This window comes from Streptomyces sp. ERV7, from assembly GCF_001653515.1.
GTDB lineage: Bacteria > Actinomycetota > Actinomycetes > Streptomycetales > Streptomycetaceae > Streptomyces.
The window spans coordinates 1,107,605-1,126,084 of record NZ_LYOY01000001.1; the positions used below are offsets into that span (position 1 = coordinate 1,107,605).

Genomic DNA, 18,480 nt, shown 5'->3' on the forward strand with positions numbered 1-18,480 from the left:
TACCGCTGAGTAACAAAACGCTGAGCAGCAGAAGGGTGAGGCCCGGTGAGGCTCACGCCCCGCTGAGCGACAGCTTCGCCGCGAAGCCGAGGAAGAGGACGCCCGCCGCCGAGGTGGCGCCCGCCGACAGTCGCCTGCGGCGCCGGAAGGCGGCGGCCAGCCGGGTGCCGCTGAATATGAGCGTGGACAGGTACAGGAAGCTCGCCAGCTGGAGCAGTGTGCCGAGCACCAGGAAGGACAGCGCCGGATAGGCGTACCCGGGGTCCACGAACTGCACGAAGAAGGAGACCAGGAACAGGATCGCCTTCGGGTTGAACAGGCTGAGCATCAGCGCGCGCCGGTAGGGCCGCTCGGCGGAGGTCTCCTGCTCGGGCCGCTCGGCCGCACCCGGCTCGGCCGCCGTGTGGCGGTTGCGCCACATGCCGAGGGCCTGGCGCAGCATGCCGATCGCCATCCAGGAGAGATACCCGGCACCGGCGTACTTGACGACGGTGAACAGCAGCGGCGTCGTCTGCAGCAGCGACGCCGCCCCGAGCGCGGAGAGCGTCATCAGCACCGTGTCCCCGGTCCACACCCCCGCCGCGGCGACGTATCCCGTGCGCACCCCGCGCCGGGCCGCGACGGAGAGCACGTACAAGGAGTTGGGCCCCGGCGCCAGAATGATCAGCACCAGGCCCATGAGGTATGTCGGAAGATCGGTTACACCCAGCATGCGGGGGAGTGTCGCACACGAGTGCGAGGCGGGGCCTGTGTGTTTCACGATGCGGCACGGGCGCCGCCTTGGGGGCGGGGCGGGCCGCGTCCGTCAGAGCCGCCACCGGCGCCGATGTCGGTCAGGTGGCGGGCGAGGGCGCGGACGCTGGGGTGGCTGAACAGGTCCACCACGCTCAGGTCGCAGCCGAGTTCCTCGTTGACCGCGCCCTGGGCGCGGACCAGGAGCAGCGAGTGGCCGCCGAGGTCGAAGAAGTTCTCCTCGACGCCGACCCGGTCGCGTTCCAGGACGCGGCACCAGATGGCGCTGAGGATCTTCTCCAGGCGGCGCAGCCCCTCGGCGGAGTCCTCGGATGCCCCGGCGGCCTCGGCCGTCGACGAACCGGCCGCGCGCAGCACCCAGTTGCCGGTCGCCCCGGCCGCGTCGGCGGACCTCCCGGCCGCCGTGTACAGGGCGCCGAGGTCGGTGTCGTCCTCCAGGACCACCCGGCCCGCGAGGCGGTGCACCGGGCGTGCCGGAGCCTGGACGTGGCCGCGCACCCAGGGCATGGCCCGGTCGGTGCCGATCAGCAGGTGCGGCTCGTCCAGGGTGCGGGCCAGGTCGAAGGAGCGCAGCGCGGCGGCGGAGTCCAGGACGCGGTAACCACGGGCCTCGGTCAGTGACTTGAGCCCGTAGCCCTCGCTCATACCGAGCTCGTCCCACATGCTCCAGGCCAGGCTCTGCGCGTCCAGTCCGGCGCCGCGCTGATGGGCGGCGAGCGCGTCGAGGAAGGCGTTGGCGGCGGCGTAGGAGCTGCTCATCGAGCCGCCGAAGTAGCCGTTGACGGAGGAGAACGAGACGAAGGAGCGGGCCGCGTGCTCCTGGGCGAGCCGGTGCAGCGCCCACCCGCCGGTGACCTTCGCGGCCAGCGCCGCCCGCCACTCCTCCAGGGACAGATCGGCCACCGCCCGCTGCTCGAAGCGGCCCGCGAGGTGCACCACCCCGGCCAGCGGGGCGGACCAGGCCGCGGCCGCCTCGTCGACCACCGTACGCAGCGCGTCCGGGTCGGTGATGTCGACGCTCGCGTACCGCACCTCGCCCAGCTCGCGCAGACCGCGGTAGGCCGCGATCCGGCGGGCGAGCGGCCCGCCCTCGGCGAGGTGCTTGTCCCAGCTGTCCTCGTCGGGCAGCCGGGTGCGCCCGACCAGGAGCAGCCGGGTGCCCGGTGTCCTGAGCAGGTGCTCCGCGAGCCGCCCGGCGACGCCGCCCAGACCGCCGCTGACGAGGCGGAAGCCCTCGACGGCGGGCGCGGCGGTGCGCGGCAGGGGGTCGGGCAGCGGGGCGAGCCGGCGGATCCAGCGCTGCCCGTCACGGAAGGCCACCTCGGCGTCGGCCACCGGCGCGGCGGCCTCCGCGAGCAGCAGTTCGGCGCGCTCGCGCGGGCTGCCCCCGGCCGCCAGGTCCACCTGGACGGTGCTCAGCCAGGGCAGCTCCTCGCGCAGGCTCTTGAGGAGACCGCCGGCAGCGCCGTGTACGTACGAGGGGTGCTCGTGCGCGCCCACCGCCTGGCCCCGCACACCGACGAAGTGGAGGGCGACCCGGCGGCCCGGGGTGTGGCGGGCCGTCAGGGCCTGGGCGAGGCAGAGCAGGGCGTCGGCGCCGTCGCGCTGGGCCGCCAACAGCTCGTCCACGCTCTCCGGTTCACCGCTCGCCGCGCCGAGGGCGCCCAGGTGCAGCACGGTCTCCACGGGCCGGTCGTCCGCCGCGAGGGCGTCCAGCAGGTGCCCGTAGTCCTCGGCCGCGTCGACGCGCACCCGGTAGGCGGCCGCGCCGGACCGGGCGAACTCCGGTCCCGCGGTGACCACCGTGCACCGGCCGCCCCGTCCGCGCAGCAGCTCCGCGACGGCGTCGGCCACCTCGGCGGCCGGGGCATGGCGCCCGGCCAGCACCAGGGTGTGCCCGTCGGGCACGGCCGGGGCGTGGACGCGTTCGGCGCGCTGCCACACGGGGCGCAGGAACCAGTCCGGCACGGTCGCGGTGCTGCCGAGCAGGATCTCCGAGGCCTGCGCGGCCCCGTCGAACTCGCCCGCCTCGAACCGCTTGCGCAGCTGGGTGCGCTGGATCTTGCCGATCTCCGTCTTGGGGATCACGGCCGCCGCGACCGGCATCAGATGCGCCGGGCTGATGCCGATCTCCCGGGTCACCTTGCCGCGGATCGCGCGCAGCGCCGCGGTGACGTCGGTGCCCTCCTCCAGGTGGAAGAAGAGCGCCAGCTCGTCGGTGCCCGCCGTGGGGTCGGTGCGCACCGCGCAGGCCGCGGTGAAGCTCCGTACGACGAAGGGGAGTTCCTCGACGCAGGACTCGATCTCATGGCTGTAGTGGTTGACGCCGTTGACGATGATGACGTCCTTGGCGCGGCCGGTGATGTAGAGCTCCCCGGCACGCAGGAACGCCAGATCGCCGGTCTCGAACCAGCCCTCGGGGGTGAACGACTCGGCGTTCGCCTTGGGGTTGTCGTGGTAGGCGGCGGTCACGGTGGTGCCGCGCACCTGGAGCCGGCCCGCGGTGCCCTCCGCGACGATACGGTCCTGGTCGTCCACGATCCGCATGGCGAAGCCCGGGTAGGGCAGCCCGCAGCTGACGAAGGTCTCCTCGCCGGGCCGCGGTTCGGCCGCGAGCACGGTGTCGGTGACCACGGACGACGTCTCGGACATGCCCCAGCACGGGTGCATCACGTCCTGCGGCAGCCCGAACGGCTTCATCACCTCCAGCCAGCGCCGGGCGGTGGCGGCGACGACCACCTCGCCCGCGTTCATCACCAGCCGCATCGGGGAGAGGTCCCAGGGCCGCCCCGCCATCCGGTGCGCCTGCTCGCTGACCAGGCCGAAGGCGAAGTTGGGCGCCCAGGTGACACTGGCGCGGTGCCGGTGCGCCAGATCCATCCAGCGCAGCGGGTCCTCCAGGATCCAGGAGGTCGGCGCGTGCACCTGCCGGCAGCCCAGATAGACGTCGCGCAGGTGGAACATGACCACACCGGTGACGTGGTCCAGCGGGATCCAGTTGACCGAGACGTCGTGCTCGGTCAGGGAGTTGAGGGCGGCGGTGGCCGCGGCCCGGGTCAGCACGTTGCGGTGGCTGAGCCGGACCGCCTTGGGCAGCCCGGTGCTGCCCGAGGTAAGCAGCATCAGCGCCACGTCGTCGGGCCGCGCGGGATGCCAGTCCTCGTCGCGCGGTCCCGCGCGCAGCGCGTCGGTCGTGGTGAGCCGCAGGCCCTGCCACTCCCGCCGCCGCGCGAGGTCGCGCAGCCCCTCCTCACCGGACGCGGAGGTGATCATCCAGGGGCGGTGCAGCATCTCCCACACGCCCTCCAGCTTGGCCACGGGCGCCGAGGTCGTCGCGTACGAGACGGGGACGGTCAGCGGTACGGTGACGAAGCCGCCCAGCAGACAGCCCCACAGGGTGGCGAGGAAGTCCTCGGTGTCCTCGCACTGGAGGATCACCTGGTCACCGGGGCGCAGCCCGAGCCGGCGGAGACCGCCCAGGACGCGGGAGGCCTCCTCGATCAGCGAGGCGTAGCCGCGCCGGGTCTCGGTGCCGTCGGCGCGGACGTGGACGACCTCGGCGTGCGGGCCGCCCCCGGCCGCCCGGCGCAGTGCCTCGGCCCAACTGCCCACCGTGGGCTCGGGCAGCTCGGGCCCTTCGCTGAGTGCGGGCACGGCCGTGGCGGCGCCCGCACCGGAGGTGAGCGCGGGGGCGTCCGTCCGTGCGGTGGAGGAGCCGATGTACAGACGGCCGATCTGCTCGGTGACCTCTTCCAGGGCCACGGTCGCCGAACGGACGCCCGGCAGCCCGGCCAGAGTGCGCTCCCACTGCTCGGCGGCCTCGGTGTCGATGAGGGGCAGCCGGTCGAGCGCGGCGGTGTCCAGGGTGCCGTCGGGGTGCCTGGGCAGGTCGCTGACGGCGGTGACGCGGAACTCGGGTCCGGTGGGCCGCAGGGCGCGGGCCGCCTGTTCGGCGGCGGCCGCCCGGGTGGGTACGGCGAACACGGTCGGCCGTCCGTCCGCGCCCGGCACGGCCACGGCGTCGCGCAGATCGCCCCGGGCGAGGAGTTCGCGCTCCAGGTCCGCCGGGTCGAACGCCGCCTCCGCCGCCTCGGCCCGGACGACCGGCTCGGGGGCGGGCAGAACGCCCAGGCGCTGGGCGGGGTCGTCGGCCACGGTGGCCAGCAGTGCGTGCAGGGCCCGCGCCGCGCCTTCCACGGTCGCGTGGTCGAACAGGTCGGCGGCGTACTCGATGTGGCAGGCGAGGCCGTTCCCGGCACCGTCCTGGCCGCGGTGCTCCACCACGTCCACGAAGAGGTCGAACTTGGCGGTGCCGGTGGCGCTGGGCCGCAGCGGCGCCTCGTTGCCGCCGAGCCGCAGCACGGCCTCGGTGTTGTTCTGCAGTGCCAGCATGACCTGGAAGAGCGGGTGGCGGGCCGGGGTGCGTGCCGGGTTGAGCTCCTCCACCAACCGGTCGAAGGGCAGGTCCTGGTGGTCGTAGGCGGCCAGGTCGAAGTCCCGTACGCGGGCGAGCAGTTCGCGGAACGCGGGGTCGCCGGAGGTGTCGGTGCGCAGGACCAGCGAGTTGGCCATCAGACCGATCAGGTCGTCCAGCGCCTCGTCGGCGCGTCCGGCCACGGGGGTGCCGATGGGGATGTCCGTGCCCGCGCCCCAGCGGGTGAGCAGGGCGGCCAGGGCGCTCTGGAGCACCATGAACAGGCTGGCGCCGCTCTCGTCGCCCAGGCGCAGCAGGGCGCGGTGGAGTTCGGGGGCGACGTCCAGGGTCAGATGGCCGCCCCGGCGGCCCGGGGCCTGGGGGCGGGGCCGGTCGGCGGGCAGCGGGATCTCCACCGGGAGGCCGCCGAGCGCCTCCTTCCAGAAGTCGAGCTGACGCACGCTCAGACCGTCCTGGGTGCCGTCGCCTTCGAGGAGTGCGCGCTGCCACAGGGCGTAGTCGGCGTACTGGACCGGCAGCGCGTCCCAGCCAGGGTCGAGGCCCTCGGCGCGGGCCGCGTACGCGGTCGACAGGTCCTCGGCCAGCGGGCGCAGCGACCAGCCGTCGGCCGCGCTGTGGTGCAGGACGACCACCAGCGTCCGCGCCGCCCCCGTCCCGTACAGACCGGCCCACAGCGGCTGGTCCCGGGTGAGGTCGAACCGGTGGCCGCGCGCCAGGGCGACATGCGCCTCCACCTCCTGGGCGGGGCAGTCGACGACGTGCAGCACGGGCCGCAGCGAGCCGGGCGGGGCTATCTCCTGGCGCGGTGTGCCGCCGGTCTCCGGGAGCAGGGTGCGCAGGCTCTCGTGGCGGTCGGCGACGTCGGCCAGCGCCGCGCGCAGGGCATCCACGTCGATCTCCCGCTCCAGCGGGACGACCAGCGGGATGTTGTAGGTGGCGGCGGCCCCGTCCAGCTGGTTGAGGAACCACATGCTCTGCTGGGTGGCGGAGAGCGGCACCGGGTCGGGCCGCTCGGCGCGCACCAGCGGCGGCCGGGCCGGGCCCGCGCCCTCCGCCGTGACACGGTCGGCGAGCGCCGCCGGAGTGGCCCGGGCGAAGAAGTCGGCCATGGAGACCTCGGCGCCGGTGGCCCCGCGAAGCCGGGCCATCAGCCGGGTGGCGAGCAGCGAGTGCCCGCCGAGGTCGAAGAAGTCGTCGTCGGCGCCGACCGTGCCCTCCGGCAGCCGCAGCAGCTCCTCGTAGAGGCGGCACACCAGCGCCTGGGAGGCGGTGGCCGGGGCTCGGCCGGTGGCCGCTGCGGCGAAGTCCGGCGCGGGCAGGGCCTTGGTGTCCAGCTTGCCGTTGGCCGTCAGCGGCAGCGCGTCCAGGACCACGCACGCGCTGGGAACCATGTGCTCGGGCAGCGACTCGCCCAGACGGGCGCGCAGTTCCGCGGGGTCCGGACGCGAGCCCGGGGCGGGTACCGCGTACGCCACGAGGATCCGGTCGGCCGCTCCCTCCGTCTCGCGGGCCACCACGGCGGCCCGGGACACGTCCGGGAGGCCGACGAGCGCGGCCTCGATCTCGCCCGGCTCGATGCGGAAGCCGCGGATCTTCACCTGGTGGTCGGAGCGGCCCGCGTACTCCAGGGCGCCGTCGGCCGTGTGCCGGGCCAGGTCGCCGGTGCGGTACATCCGCTCGCCCGGCGCGCCGAAGGGGTCGGCGACGAAGCGCTCGGCGGTGAGCTCCGGGCGGTCGAGGTAGCCGAGGGCGAGACCGGGGCCCGCCACGTACATCTCGCCCACCCGGCCGGGCACGACCGGCTGGAGGCAGTGGTCGAGGACGTACACCCGCAGGTCCGGGAGCGCGGTGCCGATGACGCTGCGGGCGCGCGGGTCCTCGATCAGCGCGCGGGTGACGCGCTGGTGGGTGACGTGCACGGTGGTCTCGGTGATGCCGTACATGTTGACGAGGGCGGGCGACTCGTCGCCGTGCCGCTCCAGCCAGGGGCGCAGATGCGCGGGCTCCAGCGCCTCGCCGCCGAACACCACGTACCGCAGGGGCAGCGGGCCGTCCTCGCCGCCGGCCTCCTGCTCGGCCTGGACGAGCTGCTGGAAGGCGGAGGGCGTCTGGTTGAGCACGGTGACACCCTCGCGGCGCAGCAGCCGCAGGAAGTCGCGCGGGGAGCGGCTGGTGGCGTACGGGACGACGACGAGCCGGCCGCCGTGCAGCAGCGGACCCCAGATCTCCCAGACGGAGAAGTCGAAGGCGTACGAGTGGAAGAGCGTCCACACGTCGTCCGGGCCGAAGTCGAAGTGCGCGGCGGACGTCTCGAAGAGCCGCACCACGTTGGAGTGCGGGATCACCACGCCCTTGGGACGCCCGGTGGAGCCCGAGGTGTGGATGATGTACGCGGGGTCGCCGGGGGTGAGCGGCGCCGGACGGTCCGCGTCGGTGAGGTCGGTGTCCGGGCGCGCCGCCAGGTCGCGCTCGACGGCCGGGTCCCCGACGACCACGGCGGCGGCGCCGGTCTCGGGAAGCGTCGACGCGGTGGCCGCGTCGGTGACGAGCAGCGCGGGCGAGGCGTCGGCGGCCACCGCGCGGATGCGCTCGGCGGGGTAGCCGGGGTCCAGCGGCAGATACGCGGCGCCGGACTTGACCACGGCGAGCAGGGCGACGACGAGCTCCAGCGAGCGGGGCAGCGCCAGGGCCACGACCTGGCCGGGCCCGGCGCCGCGCTCGACGAGGAGGCGGGCGATCCGGTTGGCCCGGGTGTTGAGCTCCGCGTAGGTCAGCGAGTCACCCTCGCAGGTGACGGCCACGGCGTGCGGGGTACGGGCCGCCTGCGCCTCGAAGCGGGTGGCGAGCACGGCGTCGGGCGCGGTGTGCGCGGGCTCGGCGCGGGTGTACGAGGGGGTCTCTTCGGGGTGCAGCAGGCTGGTGCGGGCGAGCGGCAGGGCGGCGTCGGCCTCGGCGAGCTGGTCGATCAGGTGCAGCAACCGCCGCTGGTGGTCTTCCAGTTCGGCTTCGGTGTACAGGGCCGGGTTGGCGTCGAAGGCGATCCACAGCCCTTCGCCGCCCGCGCCCGGCCGGACGTTGATCTGGAGGTCCTCGACGGCGCCGCCGGACAGGTGGTGCGAGGTGGTGCGGTGACCGCCGAAGGGCGGCTCCTCGTCGAACGGGACCAGGTTGACGACGGGCCCGTACAACCGGCGTGCCCCGCCGATGAGTTTGAGGTCGCGGCGCAGGTCCTCGGCCCGGTACTGCTGGTGCCTGCGGACGTCCCGTAATTCGGCGGCGACGGCCGAGACCAGTTCCCCGGCCGTGGTGGCGGGGGAGAGGGCCAGGCGCAGCGGCAGGATGTTGGACGCCGTGCCGGGCGTGCGCAGCGCCGTGGAGCCGAGCCGGCTCATGGTGGGCAGGCCGAGCACGATGTCCTGCCGCGCGGTGACCCGGTGCAGATAGGCGGCGACGGCCGCGACCACGAGGTCGTTGCGCGCCCCGCCCAGGCGTGCGGCCGCGGTGGAAAGCCGCTCGGTGTCGGCGGCGGAGAGCAGCGACGTACGGCGCAGGAAGGAGGCGGCGGGCGGTGCGACGGTCTCGGTGAGACCGGTGGCGCCGGGGGAGTCGGCGAACCGGCCGGTCCAGTAGGCGCGGTCGCGGACGAAGCGCTCCGAGGAGCGGTAGGCCGCCTCCTCGTCGAGCAGCCGGCTCACCGGGGCGAACGGGCTCCCGGGCACCTCCCGGCCGTCCGCCAGCGCCGCGTACACCTCGGACAGCCGCCGGGCGACGAGCTTGTAGCTGTAGCCGTCCAGGAGGATGTGGTGGGCCCGCAGGAACCAGAAGAAGCGGTCCGGGGCCACGGTGAAGAGGGCGTGGGTGAACAGCGGCCCTTCGCCGAGGTCGGCCGCCGTCGCCATGTCGGCGCGTATCCATGCCTCGGCCGCCGCGCGCGGGTCCGCCTCGCCGCTGACGTCCACCAGCCGCAGCGGCCAGTCGTCGCCCGCGGCAGGCTCCGAGCGGGGTCCGTCGGCGGTGTCGGTGAACCGCAGGGCGAAGGTCCCCGCCTCGTCGACCGTGCGGCGCAGCGCGGTCTCGAACAGGGCGGTGTCGACGGGCCCGTGGATCTCCACGTACTCGGCGGTGTTGTAGGCGGCGTTCGCGGGGTCGAGCCGCTGGGCGAACCAGAGTCCCTGCTGGGCTCCGGTCAGCGGGCTACTGGTGTCCTCCTGGACAGACATGGCACCAACCCTCAATAGGCGTCTTTGAAATTCTCGGCACGCGGAAAGAGCCCGCGGGCCCTCGCTGGAAGCCGCCCGGCAGGCGCGTGCGATCCACCCACCTGGTGAGCGGAATTGGCAGGGGAGCGGAAGTAAGGAATGCGTCGCCGAAATGCCGCTGCGGGCGCGGAACTCCGGTGAGAGCAGGCGGTGCCGTGATGGAGCGCCACCTTCCTCGGAGCAGCAACCCTGCATGAGGAGAAGTCCACGGGTCAAGGGGATCATCCGCCGGGCGTGTCCCCCGTCGAACCGTCAAAACCCCTTGGATTATGGGGTTCAGGCTGTTCGCTGTCATGTGCACGGTGGTATGAATTTGGCCAGCTTGTGGAGTTCACTTCACGTCAACGAACCGGCCATGACGCGGCGAAAGATCGTGCTGTTGGCAAGTGCCCCAAGGTGAAAGCGCTGTATACGAGCGTTTTGCGACGCCCGTCGAGCGCCTATGTTGAGCCAAATCGGCTTGCGCGGCGGGGGTGAGGGTTCGACTCCGGTTAGCGGTCGGTGCACTCTGGGTATTCCCCCGTCCATGGCGGTGGGCCGTGTGCCGGCGGGGCTGAGGGATAGGTCACGCCGCAGGCTTTCTGGAAACCCTTGCGGGAGAATGGAATTGCCGCTTCACTGAAGCGCGATTCGGGATCCGTGCATCGGCCAATACGGCTGAGGCGCAATGGGTGATGGGTTCCGTGCGTGTATGCGTGCACCCTGCTCGGACGACCTGTGCGAGCGGTTCTTTACGGGGTGGGGCAGGACGCGGCCGGACCCGGCGTGGTGCCGGGAATGAAAGTCGAAAGGTCATGGGGATGCAGCGCAAGTTATGCCCGGTCGAGACGATCTACGTGGCGCAGCGGAGCCGTGCCGTGCTCTCCTGCACCGTGCGCGGCGACCTCGACGAGGAGTTGCTCGCCGCGGCGTTCGCCGCCAAGGTCGCCGAGCACCCCTCGCTGCGCTGCCGGATCGCGGTCGAGGACGGAGCCCATGTGCTCCAGCCGCTGTCGGCGGACGAACTGCCGAGGCTGCTGGTGCGCGACGGCGGACCCGGCTCCTTCACCGAGGAGTTCAACATCCCGCTGCCCGTCGGCGGCCCGCTGGTGAGGGCCGTGCTGCTGCGGGGGACCGGTGAGCACACCGTGATGCTCAGCGTCGACCACACCATCACCGACGGCCACAGCGGCATCGCGCTCCAGAACGCCCTGTGGGACGCCTACAGCGCGCTGGCCGGTGAACTTCCCGACGGCGTGGGGGAGTACAGCGAGCAGTGGCCGAGCCCCGTCTCCGAACAGCTGCCGCCCGTCGACGCGCGGGAGGCCGAGGACTATCTCGCCCGCCGCGTCGAGCGGACCCGGCAGTCCCCTGTGGTCTGTCTGCCGTACGAGGCCGTGGGCACCGAGCGCGCACCCGGTGAGCCGGAACTGGGCGTACAGCGCGTGCTGTTGGAGCCCGAGGAGACCTCCCGGCTGCTGCGCTTCGCCAAGGCCGAGGGCGTCTCGGTGCACGGCCTGATCGCCGCCGCGGCCCTGACCGCCGTCCGCCACCGCCTCGGCGGCGAGCCCGGGGCGCGCACCCTCGGCTGTCTCTCACCCGTCGACCTGCGCTCCCGGCTCACCCCGCCGCTGGAGCGCGAGGTGATGGTGCCCGCGGTCACCACCTGCCTCGACGTGCTCGAAGTGGCGCACGACGCCGACCCGCTGGCCCTGGCCCGCCAGGTCACCGAGAATCTACACTCGGCCATCGAGCGGGGCGACTTCCTCCAGGAACTGCACCTGATGCCCAAGGTCCCGCAGTACCCGGCGCTCCTCGCCACCAGTGTGATCGTGACCAACATGGGGCGGGTCTCCGGCCCGGTGACCCCGGCCGGTCTTGAGGTCACCGACGTACGTCTCGCCCCGGCCCGCGAGCACTACTTCCCCCAGGCCGGGCGCGGCCCGCTGATGGTGTGCGTGGTCTCCTTCGACGGCAGGCTCGGCATCGAACTGCCCTACAGCGCCGGGTGCTTCACCCACGAGCAGATGGACGAGCTGCGCGCCGCCCTGCACACCGGCCTGCTCGCCTTCGCCGCCCACCGCGACGAGGCCGGGGGCACCGTGGCGGTGCCCGCGTGAGGGAGGCGCCGGGGACGCCCGCCGGGGGTGGCCCGCACCCCGCACGCACCTGTTCGAGCAGACCGAGTCCAGGAGTACTCCCGCGGTGACCACCATGAACGATGCGCAGGCTCCCGTCACCACGGCCCTGCTGCCGCGCGCCCAGGCCGGGGACGACCGGGCCATGAACGACATCCTCCTGCACATCGCGCCCTTCGTCGGCCGGCTCTGTCTGCCGATCGCCCAGGGCCACAGCTCCGACGCCGCGCAGGAGGCCATGCTTGCCATATTCCGCGGCATACGGGGGCTGCGCGAACCCGAGGCCTTCTACGGCTGGGTCCGCGCGGTCACCGTACGGGAGGCGGTCCGCACCTCCAAGCGGCTCAGCCAGGGCCCCACGGACGACCTCACCGACCGCGCCCTGGACGGCAACCCCCTGGACACCGTGCACATCTCCGACGCCATGGACCGGCTGCCCGACCAGCACCGCCAGGTCCTGATGCTGCGCGCCGTCTACGGCATGAACGAGGAGGAGATGGCCCGGACCCTGGCGCTCCCCGTCGGCACCGTCCGCTCCCGGCTGCACCGCGCCCGCCGCAACTTCCAGGACGCCTGGCACCAGCAGTCGGCCTGAGAGCCTGTCTTTGAACCCCCGCCTGCGCCCCGACGCCCGGTGCGGCACACCGCGAGCCGGATCCCCGCTCAGCCCACCGGGCGGCGGTCGACGGGGGTGACGGGGGTGCGGACCGCGACCGTGGTGCGGCGCGGGCCCGACCACGGGGCCGGCACGGCGTCGATGTCCCTGGCCAGCCAGTACGCCAGCTGCTCGTAGTTGATCCGCCAGCCCCGGAAGTGCGGCCACGCCTCCTCGGGCGTGCGCTCCATCGGATAGCCCTGGTCGGCCATCCGGGCCACGCCGTGGAGGAAGTCCTCGTAGGTGAGCTGGAGCGGGTCGTCGGGGTGGGGGTCGCGGTCGTACGGGATACCGCGCAGATCCGCGATGTCGCGCAGACAGACGAACCCGGCCCGCAGGGCAAGCCGGATCTCGGCCTTGGGCTGGGAGGGGTTGAAGGCGAGGCGCAGCGCGGCCGCGTCCATCACGGCCAGCAGGGCGATCAGCCAGTTGCGGTTGGCCTTGGGGGAGCGGAAGTGGACCAGCACCGGGTAGGTGGTGTGGCTCTCGCTCACCTCCGCGCTCCACCGCTCCCAGTTGCGGAACAGCTCGGTGAGGCTGTGCAGCAGCTCGACCTGGGCGTAGCGGGCGAGGATCTCCGGCCCCCAGGGCGGGTTGCCCGCGCGGGACTGGAGGAGGGTCACCTCCGTCTCGCGCCGCTGGTAGGCACCGTAGAGGGTGGGCAGATACCCGACCTGGAGGCCGATCACGATGGGGCCGGTGGCGGCGGCGCAGAAGTCGATGACGTTGAGCGTGACACGGGTGCCGCCGGCGAAGCCGAGGGTGAACAGCGAGGAGCCGGACTCGACCATCGCGTCCTTGAACGGCAGTCGGCTCACGGCTGCCTCAAGCAGCGCGTAGCCGAGCATGAAGCACGCCAGCCAGCCCATCAGCGTCACCACGACGGCCAGCGGCGCCACCGGGGCGAGCACCCGGTCCTTCGCCTCCGCCGCCGGCAGCCGGTCGGCCACCAGCTGGAAAGGCCGCCGGACCAGACCGTGGACGATCTGGGTGAAGCCGGAACGGGTCGGCCGGGGTATCACCAGGGTGCGCAGCACCGAGGAGAAGATCCCGAGGACGATGACGGCACCCGTGATGCCTTGTAGTACACGCACCGCAGCTCTGTTCCTTCCCAGGTGGTGGGGAACATTGAAGCGCACGGCGCCCGCGGGCGCGCTGTCGTGACCGGCGGCGCGGGCCCCTTCCCTCCTCGCCCCGGACCGGTCGGCCGCCTCAGTCGGCCAGCGGGTTCGCGGGGGAGACGCCCGCGCCCGGGAAGTCGGGGTCGTCCTCGGCGCGCGGCAGCGGCCGGTGCCCCTCGGACCAGTCGTTGGTCCACCCGCAGACGCCACAGGCGTACCGGCCGTCGAGTCCTGCCACGCGCGTACCGCATTTGCGGCACTCGGCGTGGGTGATCTCCGGAGTGAACACCGTCGCGGGTGCCCCGGGTTCGGTGCCGTGAACTCCACCCGGGGTGCCGCCGGTTGGTGAAGTGATCAAGTACCTCTCCAGGTCTGCTAAATTTTCGCTTCGCCGCCATCTGAGACGCGGCCAGTTCAGCACCATCTCCGGGGGAGCAAGACTCTTATGAAGCGTACTTTGGCATGCCTTGGCGCGTTCGCCGTCATCACCGTTGGCATGATCACGACGGGCCCGGCGGCCCAGGCCGCCTCCGGCTGCACCGCCACGACCAAGTACTTCGACACCGCCGACTACTACACCGACATCCCGACCGTCGGTATGCGCGGCACCAACTACTGCACGCTGCGCCGCGGTGCGAAGAACGACGCCGTCTACGAGCTCCAGATCACCCTGAACGAGTGCTACGGCCAGAACACCGGCGGCTTCGACGGCGACTTCGGCCCGAGCACCGAGACGGCGCTGCGCAACGTCCAGCGCAGCCTCGGCCTCTCCGCCGACGGTGTGTACGGTCCCAACACCCGTGACGCGATCCGGTGGGCCTGGCGCACCATGGCCGGCAACCACCGCTGCCTCAAGCTCACCGACGCCCCCGGCCCGCTGAGCGCCCGCTAGCCCGGCCGGTTCACGGCGTACGCCCCCCGGTCCGCCGCCCTCAAGTGGCGGCGGACCGAGGGGCTTTCCTCGTGCCACCACGGCGTTGCCGCCATCCGTACGGCCGTACGAGGTGCTCTCCAGGGGCTGTTCTCGGTCATCGCGCCGAGCCTGCCCCTGGGGCGCCGCCCGGATCGCTAGGCTGCGGCTGCCGATGCGGTGTGGGTCTCAGGAGATGAGGCGCGATGGGGTGGTCCCTGGGCTGGGCGCGCATGGCGATGACCGGGATCGCCGCGTTGGGCGTGGTCGTGGGCGAGGGCGCGCTCGCTCCGGGCGCCGCGCAGAGCGCTCCGGCCGTCGCGTACGGACGCTCGGTCGCCGTCGCGCCCGGCGTCTCCTACCGGAGCTTCACCGTCACCGCGTCCCACGGGCTGACGCGCGGTCACCTCGTCGTGGCGGAGCTGAACAACCCGCACGTCAAGGTGGACCTCCTCACCCCGGGCGCGGTGGCCGCCCGGGCGAAGGTGACCGCGATGGCCGACGCCCGGGACGCGATCGCCGCCGTCAACGGCGACTTCTTCCACATAAGCGAGACCCAGCACCCCGGTGTCGAGGCCACCGGCGCCTCCTCGGGCCCGGCGATCGCCTCCGGCCGCCCGCTGAAGGCCGCCGTGCCCGACGGCCAGCGGTTCGGCCCCGCCCTGCCGCCGGGCACCAGCGCCCGGGACGTCATCGGCGTCGGTCCGGCTCGCACTGGGCGCCTCGACCGCCTCACTCTGGAGGGAACCGTCGACACCGGCCGGGGCGGGCTGCGCCTCGACGGGCTCAACCAGTACGCCGTGCCGGTCGACGGGGTGGGTGCCTTCACCGCGAAGTGGGGGTCCGCCTCCCGGGCGCGGGCGGCGTGCGGGACGGACACGGCGCGCGGTGCGCCGTGCACCAAGGACACCTACGAGGTGACGGTACGGCGGGGCCGCGTCGTCAACACGTCCACCGTGCCGGGTTCGGGGCCGGTTCCCGTCGGCACGTTCGTGCTGGTGGGACGCGAGAAGGGGGCCCAGGCCCTGCACGCGCTCAAGCCCGGCGACCGGGCCGGGCTCAGCTACCGGCTGCGCGGCCTCCGGGGACCGCTGGCGTTCGCGGTGGGCGGTATGCCGGTACTGCGGGCCCGCACACCGCTGAACGGACTCGACGACCTCACGGCAGCCACCCGTACCGGCGCGGGGATCGGGAACCGAGGACACCGCCTCTACCTCGTCGCCCTGAACGGCGCGGCAGAGAACGACGCGGGCCTGACCCTTGCCGAACTCGCGCGACTGCTTCGGGACATGGGCGCCGACGACGCGGTCAACCTGGACGGCGGCGGCTCCTCGACGCTGGCCACCCGTGGCCCGGGCGACCCCGGCGTCGTGGTGCGCAACCGGCCGCCGGGCAGCTTCGAACGCGCGGTGGCCAACGGCGTCGGGATCTTCGTCCGGCCCTGAGGCGCATTCCATTGAACGGTCCGTCAGCGGCTGACGTAACAACGCGCAAGACACCTACGGGAGTCGATCGCGTCACTCGTTGCCGAGGAGGGAGTCTTCTTGTGAACTGGCGAAAGCGTGCGGCGTGCCGTACGGAGGACCCGGAGCTGTTCTTCCCGACGTACAGCAGGCGTTTCGCGGACCAGCAGCTGGCACAGGCCAAGGCGGTCTGCCGCAGATGCCCGGTCACCACCGCCTGCCTTCAGTGGGCGCTGTCCAACAACGAGAAGCGCGGGGTGTGGGGCGGGCTCAGCGAGAGCGAACTGCGCAGGCTGCGGCGGCGGACGGGCGTGGAGGTCGCCTGACGCGGGTGGGCCGGGTCGGGCCGTGCCGCGGCTCCCGCCACACCGATGGTGGAGAGCGTGCACAGTGCGGCGACGAGCGCCGCGGTCTTCCTGAACTGCGTGATCATGCGGTTATGGTGGCCCGCCCGGCCCGGCCGGGAACATCCGGCAGGCCGGTCGACGCAGGTGGGGATATCCCCCGGTCCATCGGCCGTCGAACCGGGGCCTCCTGAAGGCGGCTCAGGGCCCGGCGGGCTCGTGGGCCGCCGCCTCCAGTGCCTCGCGCGCCGCGTCGAGGGACGCGGCCCGGTCGGCGGGCACCAGGCCGACGCGGGTGCGCCGGTCGAGGAGGTCACAGGCATCGAGCGCGCCCTCGTGCCGGACCGCCCACCACAGTTCGGCCCGGGTGGTCTCCACCCCGTCGGCCAGGGGTTCCCGCATCCGGGGGTCGGCCTCGCCGAGCGCGTGCAGGGCGGTGGCCTCGGTGCCGTAGCGGGCGAGCAGCCTGCGCGGTACGGGCAGGGCGGCGAGTTCCGCCGGTGCGGCGGCGCCGACCAGCGGCAGCCGCGCGGTGCGGCAGGGCGCCGCCTGCATGCCCCGGGCGGCCAGGGCGGCGTCGAGGGCGTCCTGGGCCATCCGCCGGTAGGTGGTCAGCTTGCCGCCGACGATGGTCACGACGCCCTCGCTCGACGTCAGTACCGCGTGCCGCCGCGAGATGTCGGAGGTACGCCCGCCCGCCGCGTCGGACGGGGTGTCGTCCAGGAGCGGCCGCAGCCCGGCGAAGGCGCCCACCACGTCGTCGCGGTGGACCGGGGTGTCCAGGGCCGTGTTGAGGATGTCGAGCAGGAAGCCGATGTCGGACTCGGGGGGCGTGGGCTCGTCCTGGAGCGGCCCGTCGACGGGCTCGTCGGTGAGCCCCACGTACACCCGGCCGTCGCCCTGCGGCAGGACCAGGACGAAGCGGTTGGTCTCGCCGGGGACGGGGATGTGCAGTCCGGCGGTGAGACCGGGCAGCATGCTGCCGCGCAGCACCATATGGGTGCCGCGCGAGGGGCGCAGCTTGACGCCGTCGACCAGCTGGTCCGCCCAGACGCCGGTGGCGTTGACGACCGCCCGGGCGCGGATGGTCAGCTCCTGCCCGGTCAGCTCGTCGCGCACGAGGGCGCCGGAGCCGGTGACGGACAGGGCGCGGGTCCGGGTGAGGATGCGCGCCCCGTGGCCGGCGGCGGTGCGGGCGATGGCGGTCACCAGGCGGGCGTCGTCGGCCAGTTGGCCGTCCCAGGAGAGCAGCCCGCCGTAAAGACCGTGCGGGCGCAGGCCCGGCGCGGTCCGCAGGGTCTCCACGGCCGAGAGGCGACGCGGTCCTGGCAGGGTGCGCCGTGCGGTGCCCGCCGAGACGCGCAGCAGATCGCCCGCGCGCAGCCCGGCCTGGGCGAGCGCCGCGTTGCGCCGGGAGGTCAGCGAGGTGAGGGGCAGCACGAACGGCTGCGCGCGCACCAGATGGGGGGCGGTGCGCTCCATCAGCACCCCGCGCTCCACGGCGCTCTCGTGGGCGACGCCGAGCTGCCCGGAGGCCAGGTAGCGCAGTCCGCCGTGGATGAGCTTGGAGCTCCAGCGGGAGGTGCCGAACGCCAGGTCGTACGCGTCGATCGCGGCGACCGACAGACCGCGCGAGGCGGCGTCGAGGGCGGCTCCCGCGCCGGTCGCGCCCAGGCCGACGACCAGGACGTCGACGGTCGTCCCGGCGGCCAGCCGGTCCAGGTCGCGGGCCCGGCGGGCGGCGGTGAGGGAGAAGTCCGAGCGGGGTTCGGTACGGCTCATGGGGCGAGGGTCCTCTCAAGGATGTGCCGGAGCTCGTCGTAGAACGCTTCGTCGGCGAGTTCGGGGTCCGCCGCGTCGGCCATGGTCTGCAGCGAGAGCGCGAAGGACTGGATCACCAGGAAGAGCGATCTGGCCTGACGCAGCGGGTGGTCGGCGCGTACGGAGCCGTCCGCGTGCCCCTGTTCGAGGGCCTCCTGGACGAAGGCGAGCAGCGCGTCCTGGCTGGCGCCCCGCCGGTCGAAGAGGTACGGCAGCAGCAGTTCCGGGTCGACGTCGAGGATCTTGCACAGCAGCGGATGGGACCGGAAGGCGCGCAGCCCCGCCACGAGCCCGTCGACCAACTGCTCGCGCACGGGGCGGGTGGTGTCGGTGCTGGGCGCGTCCCCGAGGGTGACGGACACCCACTCCCGTGTCATGACGTCGCCCACCAGGGTGCGCACATCGGGCCAGCGCCGGTAGATGGTCATCCGGGAGACCCCGGCCCGGCGGGCGACGTCGGTCAGGGTCGTCCGGCGGACGCCGACCGCGAGAACGCAGTCCCGGGCGGCGTCGAGCACCGTCTCGTCGTCCCGACGGTTGTGACGAATGGGCTTCATCTGTCACAGTGTAACGACGGAACGGGCGACGGCAAGCCGCCCCCC

General features: G+C 73.3%; 12 protein-coding genes. 5 read left to right on the forward strand and 7 right to left on the reverse strand.

Annotated elements, in window-relative coordinates; genetic code table 11:
- Positions 1 to 52: 52 nt before the first annotated feature.
- Positions 53 to 712, reverse strand: a complete 660-nt coding sequence (gene leuE / locus A8W25_RS05015) for a leucine efflux protein LeuE (RefSeq protein ID WP_067156304.1) — start codon at positions 710 to 712, stop codon at positions 53 to 55.
- A 44-nt stretch (positions 713 to 756) separates the two neighbouring features.
- The gene (locus A8W25_RS05020; protein WP_067156307.1) at positions 757 to 9,408 is read right to left on the reverse strand and encodes a non-ribosomal peptide synthetase; all 8,652 of its coding nucleotides are present in this window, start codon (positions 9,406 to 9,408) and stop codon (positions 757 to 759) included.
- An 839-nt stretch (positions 9,409 to 10,247) separates the two neighbouring features.
- Here A8W25_RS05020 and A8W25_RS05025 point away from each other — a divergent pair.
- On the forward strand, positions 10,248 to 11,546 hold the full coding sequence (locus A8W25_RS05025; protein WP_067156723.1) for a phthiocerol/phthiodiolone dimycocerosyl transferase family protein: 1,299 nt from the start codon (positions 10,248 to 10,250) through the stop codon (positions 11,544 to 11,546).
- 94 nt (positions 11,547 to 11,640) lie between these two features.
- Entirely contained in the window at positions 11,641 to 12,159 is a 519-nt protein-coding gene (locus tag A8W25_RS05030) for an RNA polymerase sigma factor (RefSeq protein ID WP_420708406.1), read from the forward strand.
- A gap of 68 nt (positions 12,160 to 12,227) precedes the next feature.
- Here A8W25_RS05030 and A8W25_RS05035 read toward each other — a convergent pair whose 3' ends face one another.
- Positions 12,228 to 13,313, reverse strand: coding sequence for a hypothetical protein (locus A8W25_RS05035; protein ID WP_067156312.1), 1,086 nt, complete (start codon positions 13,311 to 13,313; stop codon positions 12,228 to 12,230).
- 118 nt (positions 13,314 to 13,431) lie between these two features.
- Positions 13,432 to 13,578 carry a hypothetical protein gene (locus tag A8W25_RS05040; RefSeq protein WP_420708400.1) on the reverse strand — a complete coding sequence of 49 codons (147 nt, stop codon included), beginning with the start codon at positions 13,576 to 13,578 and terminating at the stop codon, positions 13,432 to 13,434.
- Positions 13,579 to 13,836: 258 nt separating this feature from the next.
- On the opposite strand from A8W25_RS05040, the gene A8W25_RS05045 reads away from it, so the two are divergent.
- On the forward strand, positions 13,837 to 14,232 hold the full coding sequence (locus A8W25_RS05045; protein WP_067156317.1) for a peptidoglycan-binding domain-containing protein: 396 nt from the start codon (positions 13,837 to 13,839) through the stop codon (positions 14,230 to 14,232).
- Here A8W25_RS05045 and A8W25_RS33810 read toward each other — a convergent pair.
- Complete coding sequence (locus A8W25_RS33810) at positions 14,229 to 14,372, reverse strand: hypothetical protein (RefSeq protein WP_158942382.1); 144 nt, start codon at positions 14,370 to 14,372, stop codon at positions 14,229 to 14,231. The two genes, A8W25_RS05045 and A8W25_RS33810, sit on opposite strands and share 4 nt — an antisense overlap.
- A gap of 84 nt (positions 14,373 to 14,456) precedes the next feature.
- Between A8W25_RS33810 and A8W25_RS05050 the strand changes: the two genes are divergently transcribed.
- Entirely contained in the window at positions 14,457 to 15,695 is a 1,239-nt protein-coding gene (locus A8W25_RS05050; protein WP_234386188.1) for a phosphodiester glycosidase family protein, read from the forward strand.
- Positions 15,696 to 15,796: 101 nt separating this feature from the next.
- Positions 15,797 to 16,039 (forward strand): WhiB family transcriptional regulator, encoded by a 243-nt coding sequence (locus A8W25_RS05055; protein ID WP_067156320.1) that lies wholly within the window; start codon positions 15,797 to 15,799, stop codon positions 16,037 to 16,039.
- Positions 16,040 to 16,258: 219 nt separating this feature from the next.
- Here the strand turns inward: A8W25_RS05055 and A8W25_RS05060 are convergent, their stop codons facing one another.
- Complete coding sequence (locus tag A8W25_RS05060; protein WP_067156323.1) at positions 16,259 to 17,839, reverse strand: glycerol-3-phosphate dehydrogenase/oxidase; 1,581 nt, start codon at positions 17,837 to 17,839, stop codon at positions 16,259 to 16,261.
- On the reverse strand, positions 17,836 to 18,435 hold the full coding sequence (locus A8W25_RS05065) for a TetR/AcrR family transcriptional regulator (protein ID WP_199831659.1): 600 nt from the start codon (positions 18,433 to 18,435) through the stop codon (positions 17,836 to 17,838). The genes A8W25_RS05060 and A8W25_RS05065 overlap by 4 nt, the downstream gene beginning before the upstream one ends.
- Positions 18,436 to 18,480: the final 45 nt, after the last annotated feature.

What these genes read in the sequence shown, in the direction of transcription:
- leuE (WP_067156304.1), bottom strand. Translation starts at nt 712, where the DNA reads ATGCTGGGTGTAACCGATCTTCCGACATACCTCATGGGCCTGGTGCTG.
- A8W25_RS05020 (WP_067156307.1), bottom strand. Translation starts at nt 9,408, where the DNA reads ATGTCTGTCCAGGAGGACACCAGTAGCCCGCTGACCGGAGCCCAGCAG.
- A8W25_RS05025 (WP_067156723.1), top strand. Translation starts at nt 10,248, where the DNA reads ATGCAGCGCAAGTTATGCCCGGTCGAGACGATCTACGTGGCGCAGCGG.
- A8W25_RS05030 (WP_420708406.1), top strand. Translation starts at nt 11,641, where the DNA reads ATGAACGATGCGCAGGCTCCCGTCACCACGGCCCTGCTGCCGCGCGCC.
- A8W25_RS05045 (WP_067156317.1), top strand. Translation starts at nt 13,837, where the DNA reads ATGATCACGACGGGCCCGGCGGCCCAGGCCGCCTCCGGCTGCACCGCC.
- A8W25_RS33810 (WP_158942382.1), bottom strand. Translation starts at nt 14,372, where the DNA reads ATGACCGAGAACAGCCCCTGGAGAGCACCTCGTACGGCCGTACGGATG.
- A8W25_RS05050 (WP_234386188.1), top strand. Translation starts at nt 14,457, where the DNA reads ATGGGGTGGTCCCTGGGCTGGGCGCGCATGGCGATGACCGGGATCGCC.
- A8W25_RS05060 (WP_067156323.1), bottom strand. Translation starts at nt 17,839, where the DNA reads ATGAGCCGTACCGAACCCCGCTCGGACTTCTCCCTCACCGCCGCCCGC.
- A8W25_RS05065 (WP_199831659.1), bottom strand. Translation starts at nt 18,435, where the DNA reads ATGAAGCCCATTCGTCACAACCGTCGGGACGACGAGACGGTGCTCGAC.